The following is a 20,766-nucleotide window of genomic DNA, read 5'->3' as shown; positions in this document are numbered from 1 at the left end:
CAAAAATGCTTACTAGCGTAAACTTTTTTATTAAGAATTTTTAAATAAAATATGATTTCTTTCGTTAATGTCATCTTTTTTTCTTTTATCTTTATCATTTAGGATTTCTTGTTTGTAATCTAGACCTCTTTGTTTTTGTTTTTCAGATTCTTCTAATGAAACTACTTTATTGTTTAATATTTTTGATCAATCTTTTAATGCAGAACTTCCGTATGTAAATGCATAGTTAGTTGTGTATGGCACTACATAACTTACAGAATAATTTTTTGGTGCAGATCTAATGTAAAATGGCATCAAAAAGAAATTTTTGTATAAATAATTTGCTTCTTGTTCTGCAAATTTTTCATATCTTTTTTTTATATTAGATTCATTTTGATCAATACTTATTATTGAGTCGTTATATGATTGATAATTTTTTGCATACTCATCAGAAGCACTTGATTTGATTATATTTTTAACACTATATTTTTTTTGTGATGCATCATAATCAAAAGTTCTTAGAGTTCCAGTTGTGTAACTATTATCACCATTAACTAACAATGTGTTTAAAAAAGTTCCTGGGTCTGCATAATCTGGTCATCAGTTACCATTATATAAATCAAATGAACCTTTATTAGATAAATCAACATATTGGTCTGCTTCAAAAACATTTTCTACTGGTTTAATCTGAATTGGGTTACCTTCTATTTGATTAAATCTATCATACATATTAATAGCTTTTGGATTTAATGTTAAATTGTCTGCAGGATTTAAAAGTACTCTTAAAGTAAATTTATCACTTTCATTTGTTATTATTTTTTCTTTTAACATATATTCTTTTAACTGTTTTAAAATTTCCTCATCAGTTTTTCCAGTGTACATTTGAGCTTTATCTTTGTAAGCATCAACACCATCTGATAAATCTATTTTAGTTTCTGCATTTCCCGAGTTACTTGAAATTGTTTTTTGTAATTGTTTTTCTACATATTTATAGTAATCTGTACCATCACTATCAATTCCAACACCTGGTGCTGTAAATACATTTCTCAACATTTTTGATACATCTGAACCACCATCAAATTTTTCAGAATAATATTTTATAAGTACACTTCTATCTAGTTTTGTAGATATTCATAATCTTGTGTTTAAATTTTGTAATAACTTACTTGCTTTTATAGCGGTTTGTTTTTCTTCTTCACTACCCGTGTCAATCAAAGTGTTATATGTATTAAAAAATAATGATGATGTAGAAACAGAGTCAATTACAGGTGTATCATAAACGTGACTAAATGTTGGGTGATATATATCTGAACCAATATATCTATCTCATCCTTGATTATCTCCGTTATTAACTAAGAACCCAGATAAATTTCCTGCTTCAAACAGTTCTCTGTCTGTTGATGTCGTTGCTTTTGTTGATGTATATAAGTATTTAATTTTCTTAATTGTTACTAAATCTTTAAATCAATAATTTTCATTTTTTTCTAAAACCATTGAGTTTTGACTTATAACTTCTTTTGGTAAATATGCTCCTGAATAGTAAGGAACTTTAAAGTCTCCTGTGTTTGACATAGTTTTTCTATCACCATCCACATGAATTGGAGAAAATGCTGCATAACACAATAATGATTCAAAATATGGCGCAGATTTATTTAATGTATAGGTAACAGTTTTTTTATTTTTATCAAAAGTTAAACCAAATCCTCCATTACCAGCATGTGTTTTGGCTTCATATCATGACGCATCTGTATGCTCTTTTAAATAATCATTAATTTCTTTTGCTCCTTTTATGAAGTTTAATCATAAAGTTGTAACTTGTGATTGAGTGGTAGCAGATCTCATAATAAATTCTGCAGCTGTATCAAAATCATCAACTGTTATAGGTGTTTCACCACCACCATCTCATTTGTATCATTTTGCATTATCTCTAATTTTATAAGTAAATACAGTATCATTTTTTGTATCTTCATTAATAGCAACTCTATCGCTACTTAAATTCAGATTAGATTCATAAATATCTCCATAAACTCTTCCATACTCATCTACTCCTAATGAAGTTGCACTTGTATTAGCTAATATATTTTGATTAATTGGTTCAAACGTATAAGCAGTGTTTCATGATGTTGGGGTTGCTTTGTAGGTTGTTATATAAGTATCTATTGGCATTTCTTTGTTTAAGATTTTGTCTAAACTAAAACCACATGAAATAACACTTGCAGAAACAAGACTTAAACCTGAAATCGCACTCAAAGATGCGAGTAATCTTTTGCTTGTTAAAAACATTTTCTTTTTCCTTTCATTTAATTATTTATCTTAATAATTAATTTTCAAATAATATATGATTTCTATCGTTTTTATCTAATTTTTTTTGTGTTTTTTTATCATTACTAATTTCTGTTTTATAATTTTCTACTCTTTCTTTTTGTCTGTTTGCTTCTTCAAATGAAACTATTTTTTTACTCAAAATTTTAGTAACATCTTTTCTTGCTGCATTACCATAACTCAAAGCATAATTTGTAGTATATGGAATCACATAACTAACTGAATAGTTTTTTGGTGCTGCTTTAATGTAAAAAGGCATAACTAAAAAATCCTTATAAAGGTATTTAGCCTCTTGTTGTGCAAATAATTGATATCGTTTTTCTAAATCATCTTGGTTATGATCAATATCAATAACATTATCATTAAAAGATTGATAAGTATTAGCATATTCTTCAGAAATACTTGTTTTGGTATGAACTAATGATTTCACATTATATTTATTATTAATTGGATCATAATCAAAAATTCTTTGCGTCCCAGTTTTCGCACTATCATCACCATTGATTATTAGAGTATTTAAAAAAGTTGCTGGGTCAGCATAATCTGGTCATCATATTCCATTAAATAAATCAAAATTACCTTCTGTAGATTTTGTCATATAATCATCTGCAGTTGTAACATTTTCCATAACATTTATTTCAATAGGATTACCTTCAATTTCATTAAATCGTCCATACATCATCATAGCTCTGGGATTGACAGTTCCCAAATCTTCAGGATTTAATAAAACTTCTAAAGAAAATTTATCTCCATCTTTTTTTATAATATCTTCACTTATCATAAATTGCTTTATTAGACTCATTATTTCTTGGTCATTTGAACCTGTAAATAATTGTGTTTTATCTCGGTACATATCATTTCCATCAGATAATTGTATTTCGCTTGCTTGGTTGCTTGGCACCATTTTTTTAACTTCATCTTCAACATACCGATAATAATCTTTACCATTATTGTCAATTCCAACACCTGGTGCTGTATAAACGTTTCTAATCATTTTAGAAATGTTATTTCCACCATCAAACTTTTCTGAATAGTATTTTATAAAAACACTTCTGTCCAGTTTAGTTGAAATTCATGCTCTCACAAGTTTGTTTTGTAGTAACTTACTTGCTTTAATAGCTCTTTCTCTTTGACTATTAGTTCCTTTATCAATGTAAGTATTATAAGTATTGATATACAATGATGAAGTTGCAACTTGATCAACTGTTGGTGCATCATATACATAATCAAAAACCGGCTTATCAATGTTTTTTCCAACATATCGATATCACCCTTGGTCATCTCCGTTGTTAATTAAAAAACCTGATGAGTTTCCAGCCTCAAACAATTCTCTTTCTGTTGAGGGAGTTGCGTTTGCTGTTGTGTATAAGTATTTTATAGTATTTATTGAAACTAAATCTTTGAATCAATAGTTTGGATTTTTTTTCAATATAATAACATCTTGAAAATTAATTTGATTTGGTAAAAAAGCCCCAGAATAATATGATTCTTTATAATCAGTTACGTTAGCCATGTTTTCTCTACTATCTAAGTGTATTGGAGAAAAAACTGCATAGCATAAAAGCGATTCAAAATAAGGGGCCGCTTTTGATAAATCATAAATTACCTTCCGTTTTGCTTTATCAAAACTTAGTCCAAAACCTTCTTTTACTCCTTTAACAGTTTTTTGGCTACCATCATATGCTATATAACTTCAATCATTTTTTATCTTTTCCTTAGCATCTTCTCATTTAGAAGTTGGGTTAAATTTTAAGTATGTATTAAGTTCTTCAGCACCTCTAATAAAACTATTTCATATAGTTGTTAGTTGTGATTGTGTAACACTTGACCGCATGACAAATTCAGCTGTAGTATCAAAATCATCTGCTGTAATTGGAATTTGTCCACTTCCATCCCACTTACATCATGTTGCATTTTTTCTGATTGTATAAGCAAAATGTTTAAACCCACTTTGCCCTTCAAGATCACCAACCATAGATTGACTTAAATCAGGATTAGATTCAACAATATCTCCATATAAACGACCATATTCATCAACATTTAATAAAGTCGCATTTGTGTTAGAAAGAATTTTATGATTTATCGGTTGAAATGTATAGGCTGTTGTTCAAGAGTTAGGTGCATATTGAAAAGAAGATATAAAAGTATCGTCTGGCATCTCTCTATCTATAACTTTTTGAATATTAAATCCACAACTCATCACACTTGCAGATAATAATGGAATACTTGAAAAACCTATCAAAGATGATAGTATTTTCTTGTTTTTACTAGACATTTTATAGGTCCTCCGACTATTCTAATTAATAATATTAATTATTAATAATATTTACTCATTCATTCACACATATAGTTATTATAGACACTTATAACATAAATTTCAATTTATATTTTTAAAATAAAAAAAGGTTATATTTAACCTTTTTTAAAAAAATAATAATTTTATTTATCAAATAATATGTGATTTCTATCAGTCATGTCATTTTTTTTCTTATTTGCATCGTTTTTAATTTCTTCTTTATAATTTTCTACTCTTTGTTTTTGTTCGTTAGCTTGATCTAGACTAACGATTCTATTTTGCATAATTTTGCTTCAATCTTTATATGCAGCTATACCATATGTAAATGAGTAATTTGTAGTATATGGTAAAACATAACTTATTGAGTAGTTTTTTGGTGCTGACATTGTATAGAATGGTATCATAAAGAAATCTTTGTATAGATAATTTGCTTCTTGCTCTGCAAAATCAGCATATCTTTTTTTAATATCTGAAGTTTCTTCATTATCTATTTTTGTAATTGCTTCATCAAATGAAGTATATTGTTTAATGTAATCAGCAGTTCCATCAGCAGATGTAGTTTTTACTTTCGCATCATAACTTCCTGAGCTATTTTTTGTAAGTAATCTTGAGACACCTGTATATGTGCTTAAATCACCATTGATAGCAATTGTATTTAAATATGTGGCTGGGTCAGCGTAATCAGGCCCTCAACCACCAATATATAGGTCGTAGTTACCTTTTTGAGCACTAGCTATATATTCATCTGAAGAAGTTGCTGCAATTGATTCTATTTTAATTGGATTATTTGGAATAGCATTAAATCTCTCAAACATTATGTTTAATTTTGGATTAAGACTTGCTACATGATCTGGATTTTGTAGATAATTTATTGTAAAAGTATCTTGTTCATTATCAATAATACCTTCATTTTTCATATATTTTCTTAATTCTTTAATTAATGAATCTAAATCCTTTTTAGTGTAAAGTTTAACATTGTCTTTTAAAGGATCTGAACCATCTGATAAACTAAGATCTGTTTTTCCAGCTATTTTATTAACTGCCTTTTCAACAGTTTTTGAATAATCTTCATTTTCAAATGAAGCAACTCCCGGTGCTGTATACACATTTCTTAACATTTTTGATTTATCAGAATCACCATCAAATTTTTCAGAATAAAGTTTAACAAAAACACTTCTATCAATTCCAGTTGCTATTAAAGCTCTAGCCAATTTATTTTGTAAAAGTTTACTTGCTTTAATTTTATTTTGATTATTATCATCAATTAAACTATTATATGTATTCATATATAAAACATATGTTGATACACTATCTGCTGATGGTGCATCATATAAATAGTTAAAAGTTGGATTATCAATATCAGAACCAATGTATCTTTCTCATCCTTGATTATCTGAACTACTTATTTTAAATTCTGAAGTATCTCCTGCTTCAAATAAAGTTCTTCCTAATGAAGTAGTTCCTTTAGCAGCATTTAAATATTTAATTTTATTAATTGTTACTAAATCTTTAAATCAATAATTTTGATTTTTTTCTAAAACCATCTCTGTTTGTGAGTCAACCTTAGTTGGTAAATAAGCTCCTGAATAATAACCTTTTGTAAAATCACTAATTTGACCTACATCTGCTACATTTTCACTTTCTGAATGCATTGGTGAAAACACAGCATAACATAATAATGATTCAAAATAAGGTGCTGATTTTTTTAATTTATATGTAACTGTTCCATTATCATCATTAACAGTTAGTCCAAAACCACTTGTTCCAGCTTTTGATTTAGCCTCACTTCAGCTTGCTGTTGGATTTTTTGATAAATATTCACTCACTTCTTGAGCGCCAACAATAAATCCTTTTCATAAATTGGCAACTTGTGATCCAGTTTGAGATGCTCTCATAATAAATTCTGCTGCTTTTTCAAAATCACTTGCTTTTATTTTTCCAGCATCTGTTCCATCATATTTATATCAATGTGCATTATCTCTTATTTTATATGTTCATGTTTTGTAATCATCTTGTGGTTTACCTATGTATTGTTCTTTTATATCCCCTGATTCAAATATATCTCCATAAACTCTTCCATATTCATCTACTCCTAATGGAGTTGCGTTTGTGTTAGCTAAAACCTTGTGATCTTCAGCTTGCATTGTATATGCAGTATTTCATGAAGTCATTGCATAAGAAAAAGTTTTAATGTATGTATCAGTTGCTGCTTCTCTATCAATAATTTTTTGAATATTGAATCCACAAGCCACAACACTTGAACTTGCTAATCCTACTCCAGCAAATGCCGATAGTGTTGATAGCAATTTTTTACTTGTAATTTTCATTTTTTATTCCTCTTTTCTAAAAAACGTTTGGATTGCAAAAATTTTTCCCTTATTTAGTATATATAGAAGACAATAAATTTACAATAAACTATTAGATAAAACTAAATAAAAAAAACATTCTTTAAGAATGTTTTTCATAAATTATTATTTTTTATATAAGATATAGTTTCTATCGTTTTGATCATCTTTTTTATAATTATTTTCAAAAGTTAAAGAATTAGCATAATCTTGAACTCTTTGTTTTTGAGCATTTGCTTCATCTCTTGAAACAATTTTATTTTTTAGCATTTTTGTAAAATCTTTGTATGAAGCTGTTCCATATGCAAATGCATAATTATTTGTATAAGGTATTTCTTGAGAAACGCTATAGTTAACAGGTGATGAATCAATAAAGAATGGGAAGATTATAAAGTTTTTATACATATAATCTACTTCTTGCTTTGCAAATTCTTTAAATCTTTGACTATTTGGTAATTTTGCAACATCTGCTTTGATAATCTCATTATTAAATGTTGTATAGGCATCAGCAAAATCTTCTGAAACACTTGACTTGGTTTTTGCGGCATTTTTGATTGAATACGTTTTTGTACCATCATCATTTACTTTTTCATCAAATGCTCTACTTGTTCCAGTAATAGTTTTCATATCCCCATCAACTGTTAAACTGTATAAATAACATCCAGGATCTTGATAATCAGGGGTTCAATCAGTTCAACCAAAATCAATGTCTCCTTTTCAAGATTTAGCATATGCCTCTGTTCCACTATTCACTTTTTCAGCGCCCAATTTAATTGGATTACCAGGTATTTCATTAAATCTTTCAAACATATTATTTCTTGCTGCATTTAAAGCTGCATCATTTGAAGGTGATTGAATTGTGTCAATTTCAAACTTTTCATCACGGCTACTAATGATTCCTTCATCTAGCATAAAATCAGTTATCTCTTTAATAATTTGCTCAGTTGTTTTATTAAAAAATAGCTCTGAATTATTACCAAGAACATCCACTCCATCAGATAAATCTATTTTAGATAACTCTTCTTTTTTATCTGGATTTACATTAACAAATGCTTCTTTAATATAATCAATGTAGTCTTTGTTGTTTTCATCATAAGCAAAATTTGCTGGTGTATAAATATTTCTTAACATTTTTGAAACATTTGAATCACCATCAAATTTTTCAGAATAGTATTTAACTAATGCGCTTCTTTGAATACTTGTAGCTATAAATCCTTTTACTAGTTTATTTTGTAAAAGTTTACTTGCTTTAACAGATCTTCTACTTTTTTCAGTACCCATTGGGTTATCAGGATCAATATTGCCATTATATGGATTAAAGAAGAAAAATGATGATGCTAATGAATTTCTTACAGGTGTATCATATAAGTGATCAAATGTTGGATTATATACATCATCACCTATATATCTTTCTCAACCAAAATTATCAGCACTATTTATTTGAAAACCTGATGAATCTCCAGCTTCAAATAATTCTCTTGCTTTAGTTGCTCCATTAGCTTGTAAGTATTTGATAGATTTAATTGTAACCATATCTTTAAATCAATAATTTTCATTTTTAACTAAGTCAATTTCAGTTGAATCAAATGATTTTGGTAAATATGCTCCTGAATAATAAACATCTTTATAAGATATGTCTGCACTTATGTCCTTAGCTTTTTTACCATTATCTAAGTGAATTGGAGCATATGATAGATGACATAATAAAGTCTCAAAATACTCTGCACTTTTAATAAGAGAATACTTTACAGTACGTGTATCTTTATCAACTGTCATTCCAAAACCATCTTTAACACCTTGAACAGTTATTGGTTTACCATCAGTTCCAGGGTAATCTCAATCATTTTCAATCGCTGCAAAAGCCTCTTTTATAGTTTTTTTAGGATTTTTAGTTAAATATAAATTTAACTCTTTTGCTCCTCTAATAAAACTATTTCAAAAACCAGTAACTTGAGAAGTATTAGTTGAGCTTCGCATTATATAGTCAACAGCTGTTATAAAATCATCAGTAGTAATTTTAGCCTCTTCACTACCATCTCATTTATATCAATTTATATTATCTCTTATTTTATATGTTCATTCTGTAAATTCTTTATTTGGTTTTCCAACGTATTTTGAAGGATTATTTGTATCACTATTTGATTCAAAAATATCACCATAAACTCTTCCATATTCATCAACACCAAGTAATGATGCATTTGTATTTGCCAATACTTTATGATCATTTGACATATAAGTCTGAGCTGTATTTCATGATGTTATAGTTCCACCAAATGTTTTTATTAGTTCATCTGATGACTTTTCTCTATTAATAATTTTTTGTAAACTAAAACCACATGCCACTACGCTTGATGCAGTTAATGTCATTCCAGCAACTGCAGCTAATGTAGTTAATAATTTTTTACTTGTAATTGCCATTTTGTTTTCTCCTATATTGTTCTATTTTTTTTCCGTATTTTTTAAAATTATTTTCAAAATTGTTACAATTTGAATTTCTTTAAAAAATATAATATCATTTTGCAACAATTTTATATTATCTTATAGTGTGTGAAATATTTTTTCTTTGTACAAAATGAAAAAAAAATACTATCTACAAATTGTAAATAGTATTTAATAAGATTTTTATGAGTTATTTTTGTGGTGCAAATAAAATATGGTTTCTTTCATTTACATCATCTTTTTTCATGTTTGAATCATTTTTAAATGAAGCAACATAATCTTTTACTCTTTGTTTTTGAGCTTCTGCTTCTACAGTAGAAACAATATGTGAACTCAATTGTTTTGATCAATCTTTGAAACCTGCAATACCATATGATCAAGCATAGTTTGTGCTATATGGTACAACATAACTAACTGAGTAGTTTTTTGGTGCAGATCTAATATAGAAAGGCATCATAAAGAAATCTTTATACATGTAACTTGCTTCTTGTTGTGCAAATTCTTTAAATCTTTCTACTTTATTATCAGTTGTTGTTGAGTCTGTTTTAGCAACATTTTTATCAAATTCTTGATAATCTTTAACAAAATCATCTGATACATCTGTATGTAATGCACTGTAATTTTTATTACCTTTATCATTTAACACTTCCATAATTTTTGCTGAACCAGTGTATGTGTTCATATCTCCTTCAACTCTAAGAGTATTTAAGAAAGTTCCTGGGTCTGCATAATCTGGACTTCACCCTGATATATCTAAATCAAATTCACCTTTATTTGTTTTTGCTTGATAGTCTTCTTTTGATGCAGCGTCTACTGCAACTAAGTGAATTGGGTTGTTTTGAATTTGATTAAATCTTTCAAACATTTGATTAATTTTTGGGTTTAATGATTGGTTTTGATCTGGGTTTTGTAACAAATGTAATTCAAAGTAACTTTGTGAATCACTCAAAATGCCTTGTGCTTTCATTCACGTTCTTAATTCTTCCATTAAAGCACTTTGTTCTTTACCTGAATATAGTTTTGCTTTACCTAGTAATGGGTCTTGACCATCAGATAAATTTATAGATGAAGATCCATCATTAGCTTTTACATTGGCCAATTCTTTAACTGCATCTTCAACATATGATGAAAAATCTTTACCTGTGTCATCAGCTGCAACACCAGGTGCTGTATAAACGTTTCTTAGCATTTTTGAAGTTGTTGAACCACCATCAAATTTTTCTGAAAAGTATTTTACAAAAACACTTCTATCAATACCTGTAGATATTAAAAGTCTTGCTAATTGATTTTGTAATAATTTACTTGCTTTAACAGCTCTTTCTTTTTTTGTATCTTCTCCTCCATCAATATCAGAATGATACATATTAAAAAATAGTACAAATGAAGCCAATGCATCACTTGTTGGGGCGTCATACACATAATCAAACACTGGTTTTTCTATGTCGCTACCAACATATCTGTTTCAACCTTGTGAGTCATCGTTATTTACTAAGAAACCTGATGTTTCCCCTGACTCAAATAACTCTCTACCCTTAGAAGAAGTACCTCCTGATGCATTTACATAAGTTATTTTTTTAATTGAAACCATATCTTTAAATCAATAATTTTCATTTTTTTCTAAAACTATTTGGTTTCCATCGTTTATTTTTGGTAAATATGCTCCTGAGTAATAACCTTTTGTAAAGTCAGCTCTTTTATCAACATCTTTAACTTCTCCCTCAGGAACATAAAGCGGTGAAAACACTGCATAACATAGTAATGATTCAAAGTATGGTGCAGCTTTTGTTAATTTATAAGTTACAGTATTGTCATCACCAATTATTAGACCAAAACCTGCTTCAACCGCTTTAACCTCTACTACTTTTTCATCAGACCCAGTACCAGTTTTATAACTAAATCCCTTTTTAATTGCAGCTTTAGCATCTGTTCATGAACCATCACCTTTACTTCCTTGAACACTATTATAGTTACTTAAGTAAAGATAAATTTCTCTTGCACCAACAATAAAGCTAGATCATAAACTAACTAATTGTGACCCTGTTGTTTTAGCTCTTAAAATATACTCAGCTGCTTTTTCAAAATCACTAGCTTTTATATCTCCTGCTTTAGTTCCATCAGATTTATATCAGCTAATATTTTTTCTAACAGAGTATTTTCAAGTTTTTCCTCCATCTGAAGATTCACCAACTTGACTTTTTGAAAGGTCTGGGTTAGGTGCAAAAATATCACCATAAACTCTTCCATATTCATCAACACCCAATGCGGTTGCATTAGTATTTGCAAGAACTTTATGATCTTCTGCTTTAAATGTATATGATGAGTTTCAAGACTCAACTGGATATTGATAAGTTGTAAAGTATTCTTCATCAGATCTTACCCTATTAATAATTTTTGAAAGGTCAAAAGTACCACATGCAACTACACTTGATGCTGTTAAACCAACAGCACTTATAGCTGACAATGCAGACAGTAACCTTTTGCTTGTTATTGCCATTTTTTTTCTTTCTCCTTAATTTTTTTATTCATTCATCTCATAAAAATTTTTTAATGTGGAAATCAACAATATAAACTATTTATTTCCAATTTGATTATATATGAAAAATATTTTAAATCAACTTTTTTGATTAGTAAATTTTTATTTTTTAAATAAAATATAGTTTCTATCATTTTCATCATCTTTTTTATGAGTTGATGATTGTGATATTTGTTTTGCATATTCTTCAACTCTTAATTTTTGAGTTTCTGCTTCTTGTTTAGAAACAATTTTGTTACTTAATATTTTTGATCAATCTTTATATCCTGCTATACCATATGATCAAGCATAGTTTGATGTATATGGTAAAACATAACTTACAGTATAATTTTTAGGTGCTGCTCTTTTATAAAAAGGCATTATGAAAAAGTTTTCATAAATATATGAAGCTTCTTCATCAGCAAATTGTTTATATCTTTCACTTCCTGATGCATCAACATCTGTTTTTCCAACTGCTTCATCATAAACTTTGTAACTATCCATATAATTTTTAGAAACATCAGATGATTTTGCAAATAGTGAATCATATTTTTGTCCACTACCACTTGATAAAACATTCATTATTTTAGCTGAACCAGTAAATGTATTCATATCACCATTAATTCTTGTAGTGTTCAAATATGTACCTGGGTCAGCATAATCTGGTCCTCATCCTGCTATATCAAAGTCAAATTGTCCTTTGTTTTCTTTTTCTTGAAAATCTTCTTTAGTTGATCCTGAAATAGAAACTATTTTAATTGGATTATCTGGAATTGCATTAAATCTGTCAAACATTTGGTTCATCAATGGGTTAGCTCCATGGTTTTCATCTGGGTTTTGAATTGTTCTAATTTCAAAAGTAGATTCACCATCACCCAAGATATGTTCATCTTTCATATAAGTTCTTAACTTTGAAATAATACTTGCTTGGTCTTCTCCAGTATAAACTTTTACATTATCTTTTAATGCATCATTACCATCTGCTAATTGAAGGGAAACCCCACTTTTTTTTACAGAATCTAAATTTTTAACAGAATCTTCTACATATGAAGAATAATCTTTTCCAGAGTTATCTTGTGCTACCCCTGGAGCTGTATAAACGTTTCTAAGCATTTTAGAAACACTAGATCCACCATCAAACTTATCTGAAAAGAATTTAACAAAAACACTTCTATCTAAACCAGTAGAAATAAACGCTCTTGCTAGTTTGTTTTGTAACAACTTACTTGCTTTAGCCGCTCTTACTGATTCATCTCCACCAGCATCGATATCAGAATTATACATGTTGAAAAATAATGTACGTGTATATAAAGAATCACTTGTTGTTACATCATATATGTAATCAAAACTAGGTTCATCAATATTACTTCCTACATATCTACTTCATCCTACATTATCATCACTTGCAAGACTAAATCCAGAAGTACTTCCAGATTCAAAAAATTCTCTATCTTTTGTTGAAGTATTTGCAGAAGTGTTTACATATTTAATTGATTTTATGCTAACCATGTCACTAAATCAATAGTTTTCGTTTTTTTGTAAAACCATTTCATCCCCAGTAACATTTTTTGGTAAATATGCTCCTGAATATCTTCCGTTTTTAAAATCATCTACTCTACCAACTTGCTCTACAGTTTCACCATTTTTAAGAAAAAGTGGTGAAAATACTGCATAACATAATAATGATTCAAAGTATGGAGCTGGTTTTGTTAAATGATATGTTATTTCCCCTGATTTAGATGTATCTAAACCAAAACCTTCACTAACTCCTTTAACTTCCACTTTTTTACCATCACTACCTGTATAACTAAAACCTTTTCGAACAGCTGACAAACCATCTTCTCAGCTATATTTTCCCTTTGATGCATCAGAATTAAAATATGTATACATTTCTTTAGCACCAACTATAAAACTAACTCAAAGGTTAAATAATTGTGATTGTGTTGTTTTTGCTTTTAAAATAAATTCTGCTGCACTTTGAAAATCTTTTTCTGTTATATCTCCAAGTTTAGTTCCATCATATGAATATCAATGCAAACTAGATCTAATTTTATAATTTCAAGTTTGTTCATCTATTTTTTTACCTACTGTTTCAGATTTAACATCATCATTAGGTGCAAAAATATCGCCATAAACTCTTCCATATTCATCTACACCAAGTGGAGTAGCATTTGTATTTGCTAAAACTCTATGATCATAAACTTTAAAAGTATATGAGCTGTTTCAAGATTGAACTGGATATTGATAAGTTAATACATATTCATTAGTAGCTCTTTCTCTACTAATTATTTGACTAAGATCAAATCCACGACAAGCTACAACACTAGACGCAGTTAAAGCAACTGCACTCATTGCAGAAAGTGTAGACAATAATCTTTTACTAGATATTGACATTTTTTTTATTTTCTCCTTTTATTCACTATTCATTCATTCATTTATACTTTTTTAAATTAAACTTTTTTTGATAATTTTTAATTCTCTTTTATTTGCATGAACATAATGACCTTGTTTAACTTCAACAAAACTTGGTAAATCAAAATCATAATCAAAATGTTCTTTTTGTGCATCATAGACTACTAAATCTTTTTTAGAAGATAGTTCTGGATCTGGAATCGGAATTGCACTTAAAAGAGATTTTGTATATTGATGCAGAGGATTTTTAAATAATTCCTCCGCTTCTGCTAACTCAACTATTTGTCCATGATATATAACAGCAATTCTATCTGCAATAAATCTTACAACTGACAAGTCATGAGTAATAAATAAATATGTTAAATCATATTCTTCTTTAAATTTTTTAAACAAGTTTAAAACTTGAGCACGTATTGAAACGTCAAGTGCAGATATTGGTTCATCTGCAATAATAATCTTTGGTCTCATTGCTAAACTTCTAGCAATACCAACTCTTTGTCTTTGTCCTCCAGAAAATTCATGAGGATATCTTGACAAGTGTTCAGGAAGTAAACCAACTGAACTAATTAATTTTAAAATAATATGTTTTTTTACATCTTTTGATTTTACATCCTCAAAAGATATCATTGAATCTGGAAATTCTTCATTATGTTCATTGATATATCTTTGCATTGCTTCTTGAGATTTAAATAATTCTGTAAAGTTTTCTAAACCTTCTGCAATAATTTCTTCAATAGCCATTCTATCATTTAGTGAGCTACCTGGATCTTGGAAAATCATTTGAATATTTTTTCTATTTAGTCTTTTTTGTTTTCTGGTTTGGTTTTCAAACAAGTAAGAAGACTTAACAAGTTCATCAATTGATGGTAACTCTAAAAATTCACATAACTCAATAATCGATTCTCTAGATTCTAGTGAATAATCAATTTCAATATTTCTTCATTTATAAAAATACTGAATAGATTCTTCATCTTTAACAATATTTTGTTTAACTATTTTTTTAATACTTTTAAATTCTTTATTTAAATCATCTATCTCTTTTTGCGACAAAACTTTTTGCTCATTAATAATTTTTTTCAAATCATTTTCAAAATGGGTATTTTTTAAAGTTTCTAAAAGTGCAGATACATTAACATTTTGTTTTTTGTCTTTATTTGAAATATAGTCAAGTAATTCTTCACATGACTTTAAATTAATATTACTTTTAGATCAAAAATCACTAATAAAATCTTGAATTTTTAAAATCAATTCTTTATTTTTAGAAGGATTATTTAATTCAATTTCTAATTGTTTTTTTGATTCTAAAAAGAATTCATCTCTATCGATGTAAACCATTTTTCAATAATAATGTTTGAACTTATCTCTTTTAGTTGTTGGAGCAGATAAAGCTAGGTTTTGAAATTCATATTGAATTGTTTTTTTAATTTCTTCTAAAACCGTTTTTTGTTCTGCAACTGCTATTTTAAGTTCACTAAAAACATCAATCATTAATTTTGAAATATTGGTTTCTTCTTTTTTGTTAAATTTTTTTATAATGCTTTTAACTTTGCTAATTGATTTATAAATTATTTCAAAAGATTCTTTAATTCCCATTACAGATTCTTTTGTTTTATTATTTTTTAAAATAATTGCTTTTTCTAGTTGCACAGAAATTTCAGGATTGTATTCATTTATCCCATTTGTAAATTTATTAATTCTATCAAAGTATTTAATTATTGTGTTTACATATTTTAAGTTATTTAAAACAATGTCTTCTACAAAAGTTAATTTATTTTTTTTCAACATTTTAGAAGCTTGTTTTGCATCTATATCAGAATTACTTTGTGAAAAGTTTTCATAAACTTTTTTTAAATCTTTAATTAAATTATTTATATAACTTGTTGTCATAGATAATTTAACATCAATATTTTTTAATCTTTTATAAATTTCTTTATTTAAAGTATATAAGCTCGTTGGCTTTCCAGCAACTAAATTATTTTCTAAAAAAACTGATCCATCCTTTAAAGGTTGAACACCAACTATTGCTCTACCAATTGTTGTTTTACCACTACCAGATTCACCAACTAAACCAAAAATCTCTCCTTTAAAAATATCAAAGTTAGCTCCTTTAACGGCTTGAAACTTTTTACCTCTATTTCTAAATTCGATAACTAAATCTCTTACATTCAAAAAGTTTTCTGCTTTTGAGTTAGACATAATTTAATTTCCTTCCTGACTTTCTTTGATGATACTTTTTAGTTCTTTTAATTGTTCTGGTTTTGTAATCTTTGGTGCATTTTCATGTAACAATCATGTTTTTGCATAATGTGTTTCTGAAACTTTAAACATTGGTGGTTCAGCTATGTAATCAATTTTCATAGCATGTTTATTTCTTGGTGCAAAAGCATCACCTTTTATATTTGAAAATAATGATGGTGGTGTTCCTGCTATAGAATAAAGTTCTTCACCTTTTGTTCCTAATTGAGGAAGTGATGAAAGTAATGCTCAAGTATATGGGTGTCTTGGATCATAGAAAATATCTTTTGCAGTTCCTACTTCCACTATTTGTCCAGCATACATAACAGCAATTCTATCAGCAATAGAAGCAACAACTCCTAAGTCATGAGTAATAAAAATTACTGAGAACTTTAATTCTTTTTGTAAATCTTTAATTAATTCTAATATTTGTGCTTGAATTGTAACATCTAAAGCTGTTGTTGGTTCATCACAAATTAAAACTTTTGGACGACAAGCAAGAGCAATTGCAATAACAACTCTTTGTCTCATACCTCCAGAATATCTTCCAGGAATATCTTTAAAACGTTTTTCAGGTTCAGGTATTCCAACTTTTCTTAATAATTCTATCGCTTCTTTTTTTGCTTCAGACTTTGACATTTTTAATTGTTTTCTTAAAACTTCTGTAATTTGATGCCCAACTGTTAACAATGGGTTTAAAGAAGTCATAGGATCTTGGAATATTGTTGCTACAGTTTTCCCTCTTAAATGTCTAATTTGTCTAATAGCTTTCATTTTATTTAAAATATCAAAATTAGATATTTTACTTCAGTCAGATAAAATATTTTCAAAGTGATCAACATCAACTGTTTGTGAATTTATAATTTCATTAACAATATCTTTTAATTCAGATTCAAATCTAATCAAATGTTTTCTTGAATCAAAATAATTTTGTGTAATATTTATTTGTTGTTCATTAAAAGGAACTTTATTAGTTATAAATGTTGCAACTCATTTAACAATTTTTTTCAAAGCAAATCTTTGCAAAATATTTAAAGGTTTAACTTTTGAAGTATCTGAATATAAATTTTGTATTTCTTTTGTTGCTAAATCCACTTTTTTTTGACGATATTCTTTATCATTGATAATTTTCTTTTGTTCTTCTAACTTCTCAAGTTGATGTTCTGCTTTTGTAACTTTTTTAAATACTCTATTTGAATTTGAAAAAGTTTGTGACTCTTTCATTTTATTTAAAGTTTCTTGAGCTTGAGAAATTTTTTGATCAATAACTAAATTATTTTTTTTAATTGTTGCTTTATAAGTTGCTTCATCAATTCCTCTTTTTTGATCTTCTTCAACCAAACTTGGATTTAATAAAAAATATTTTTTTATTTCTGATTTTAATTTTCTGACTTGTTTTTTATTTCTTTTAGAAATAAATTTAATAACATCTTTTGAAATCAAAGGTTTTTGTAAGTTAACTAAGTCAACTGCTTTTTTAAAATATGCATTAGGATCTTCTTTAGAAGCTTCGTTAGGTCTATAAATTATTGAACCATCACTTATTCATCCGTTATCTTCTAACATTCCTGTAAATGTTTTTGTTACAACAGATTTACCACTACCAGATTCACCAACGATTGCTAAAATTTCTTGATCGTAAACATCAAAAGAAACATTTCTAATCGCTGTTAAGTATCTTCCTCTAACTTGGAATCTTACTTCTAAGTTACGTACTGATAAAAGTCTATTTTCTTTGTTTTCCATTATCTGTTTCCAACCTATCTATGTGTTTTTGGATCTAATGAGTCGGCAAATACTTTACCTGCTAAGAAGAATATCAATGAAATTCCTCCAACAAATGCAACTGGCACAATTAATAAGTGCGGTGATAGTTGTCATTGTGATCCTGATAACAATTCATTAAGGATTGATCCTAATGAAGCTTCTTTATTTGTTGTTGTTGGAACAAAACCAAATCCATAGTACGCTAGTAGTGAATCGATTGAAATTGCATTTGGAATTGCAAATGTTGATGTTTGAATTACAATTGGTAAAATTTTTGGCATAATATTTTTTCTAATAATTTTTGGTCCTTTAGATCCTAAAACTTTTGAAGCAATATTATATTCAGTGTTTTTTGTTAATAAGATTTGTACCCTAATAACTGAAGATAATCCAACTCAACTTGTAATTGATATTGCAAATGTAATAACACCAACACTTTTGTCTCCACCAAACAAGAATATAATTATCAATCATAAAATTAATGAAGGTATTAATGTTAAAAACCTTGTAATTTCGATAAATAAAATATCAAATTTTGAATAGTATCCTCAAATTGCTCCAATAATAATTCCTAAAACAATTTGAATACCTGCAATCATTGCAGTAAAGATTAACGTTGTTCTTGTACCAATTCAAATTTTATTTCACAAATCTTCTCCATATAGTCCAATTCCAAAAAAATGTTCTGCACTTGGTGCTGCATTTGTTGGACCATCTGGATATGTAGGAACAGCAGGTATTCCTCTCGCTAAAAAAGCTGCCATAAAAATAATAATTGTTAACAATATAGATGAAATAATAAAAGTCGGACTTTTAGACATTCTTTTAAAAACTGATTTTCAATAACTATATGGCTTTGAAGTAATTCTTTCAGCCATTTCTGGACTTGCCCCAACAACCTCAAAAAGAGATTTATCAAGATTTTGTAAGTCTAAATTTTCAAATGATTCCAAGTCTAAACTACTTGGATCAAAATGTTTTTGCATTTCCATAATAATCTCCCTTCTTATTTTGTTGTTAGTTTTACTCTTGGGTCTAATACAGCCAATAGTAAGTCTCCTATTAATGTTGCAAATACTCCAGCTGATGCTGAACAGAAGATATAACCTAGAACAAGGAATGTATCTTTATCAGACACCCCATCTAGAATAAACCTACTCATACCATTAACTGTTCAATGTCTTTCTACTAAAATACTTGAACCAAACATTGTTAAAATAAATATTTCTGGTATGTATTTTACAATTCTTATTCCTGCATTTCTAAAGACATGGACAAAGAATACATATGAACCCGATAGTCCTTTAGATACAGCAAACTTAGTATAGTCTGATGTCATTTCATCAATAACATACCTTCTAGTTTCAATAATAACAATTGGCATTATCATCAACATAATCCCTATGACCGGAAACATCTTTGTATATAAAGTTGAATCAGTCCATCTGGCTCCTGCACCAAAGACATATATTGCCATTTGATATAGTAATTTAATAAGTACCAACGCTGGAATAGCTGTAATAGCTAAACTTGTACCATTAATTGTACTGTCTTTTCATTTTTCTTTATTTCTAGCAGCAATAATACCAAGTGGTACTCCTAAAATATAAGATAGCGCTACAGCTGTTCCCCCAAGCATAAACGATACTGGCATTGCAGTTTTAAATGCATCTTGTACAAGTGAACCTGGAACTAATCCAGATGATCTTCCAAATACAACTCCTAAATAGAATCACATTCTTTCTGTTCTACCTTGAATTTCTCCGCTTGAGTTAATGATTGGATCTCTAATAATATCCTTTGGAATAATTGGTGTCACGTTTCGCAAATATATAAATATTTGTTTTAACAATGGACCATCTGCTCCATAAAGTTTTTTCCTATTATTTACTAAGTTGTTATACTCAGGTGATCCATATTTGATACCTAACTTATCAAGATTTAAATCCATAATATATGTAGTATCTGTTGTAACCGCCCTTAATAAAGCATATGAAACAATAATTGCAACATAAAGCGTAATAAAAGCATAAATTATTCTTTTTAATGAATAACTAAATAATGGAACTTTTTGCACAAATTCAAGTCTTGATTCATTCACTTTTAATAAAAAATATTTGAACTTTTCAAAAAATGACTTGTTTGTTTTTTTGACTTCATGATCAAGTGAAACTTCGTTAAATAATTGATCTATTTGTGAAGCCTCAGTTAAATCATTTGACCTGTTTTCCATAATAATTCCTTTCTAGTTAGCTTTTTAAAGTGATAACCACTTATAAATGCTGTATTGATTTTTTAAAAAAGCACCTTTATTATTTTACAATAATTTTGCTAATTGCTCTTTTAGTTTTATTTTTTTATCTTCTGTTAGTCTTAATAACTTGTCTCGACTGTTTTTCTTGTTTTTTACTCACTTTTCCAAAAAAAAATTCATTTAATTTATAGATATAATTCTTTTG

10 protein-coding genes are annotated in these 20,766 nt (G+C 28.0%); all 10 read right to left on the bottom strand.

The annotated features are described in order from the left end of the window. Nucleotides 1-30: 30 nt before the first annotated feature. The gene (locus SHELI_RS02610) at nucleotides 31-2,262 is read right to left on the bottom strand and encodes an ABC transporter substrate-binding protein (RefSeq protein WP_069116416.1); all 2,232 of its coding nucleotides are present in this window, start codon (nucleotides 2,260-2,262) and stop codon (nucleotides 31-33) included. 37 nt (nucleotides 2,263-2,299) lie between these two features. Further along, entirely contained in the window at nucleotides 2,300-4,576 is a 2,277-nt protein-coding gene (locus SHELI_RS02605; RefSeq protein WP_069116414.1) for a periplasmic substrate-binding domain-containing protein, read from the bottom strand. 164 nt (nucleotides 4,577-4,740) lie between these two features. After that, complete coding sequence (locus SHELI_RS02600; RefSeq protein WP_069116412.1) at nucleotides 4,741-6,924, bottom strand: ABC transporter substrate-binding protein; 2,184 nt, start codon at nucleotides 6,922-6,924, stop codon at nucleotides 4,741-4,743. Between the two features lie 144 nt (nucleotides 6,925-7,068). Beyond that, nucleotides 7,069-9,360 (bottom strand): ABC transporter substrate-binding protein, encoded by a 2,292-nt coding sequence (locus SHELI_RS02595; RefSeq protein ID WP_069116410.1) that lies wholly within the window; start codon nucleotides 9,358-9,360, stop codon nucleotides 7,069-7,071. A 211-nt stretch (nucleotides 9,361-9,571) separates the two neighbouring features. After that, entirely contained in the window at nucleotides 9,572-11,875 is a 2,304-nt protein-coding gene (locus SHELI_RS02590) for an ABC transporter substrate-binding protein (RefSeq protein ID WP_069116408.1), read from the bottom strand. 141 nt (nucleotides 11,876-12,016) lie between these two features. After that, nucleotides 12,017-14,287, bottom strand: coding sequence for an ABC transporter substrate-binding protein (locus tag SHELI_RS02585; RefSeq protein WP_069116407.1), 2,271 nt, complete (start codon nucleotides 14,285-14,287; stop codon nucleotides 12,017-12,019). A gap of 51 nt (nucleotides 14,288-14,338) precedes the next feature. Next, entirely contained in the window at nucleotides 14,339-16,501 is a 2,163-nt protein-coding gene (oppF, locus tag SHELI_RS06240; protein ID WP_069116405.1) for an oligopeptide ABC transporter ATP-binding protein OppF, read from the bottom strand. A 3-nt stretch (nucleotides 16,502-16,504) separates the two neighbouring features. Beyond that, nucleotides 16,505-18,286 carry an oligopeptide ABC transporter ATP-binding protein OppD gene (gene oppD / locus SHELI_RS06235; RefSeq protein ID WP_069116403.1) on the bottom strand — a complete coding sequence of 594 codons (1,782 nt, stop codon included), beginning with the start codon at nucleotides 18,284-18,286 and terminating at the stop codon, nucleotides 16,505-16,507. Nucleotides 18,287-18,300: 14 nt separating this feature from the next. Further along, complete coding sequence (gene oppC / locus SHELI_RS02570) at nucleotides 18,301-19,299, bottom strand: oligopeptide ABC transporter permease OppC (RefSeq protein WP_069116401.1); 999 nt, start codon at nucleotides 19,297-19,299, stop codon at nucleotides 18,301-18,303. A 14-nt stretch (nucleotides 19,300-19,313) separates the two neighbouring features. After that, nucleotides 19,314-20,540, bottom strand: coding sequence for an oligopeptide ABC transporter permease OppB (gene oppB, locus SHELI_RS02565; protein WP_069116399.1), 1,227 nt, complete (start codon nucleotides 20,538-20,540; stop codon nucleotides 19,314-19,316). Nucleotides 20,541-20,766: the final 226 nt, after the last annotated feature.

Origin of the sequence: Spiroplasma helicoides, from assembly GCF_001715535.1 — a bacterium.
GTDB classification, from domain to species: domain Bacteria; phylum Bacillota_I; class Bacilli_A; order Mycoplasmatales; family Mycoplasmataceae; genus Spiroplasma_A; species Spiroplasma_A helicoides.
The sequence above is the reverse complement of the archived record's forward strand: the minus strand, read 5'-3'. Positions and strand labels throughout refer to the sequence as shown.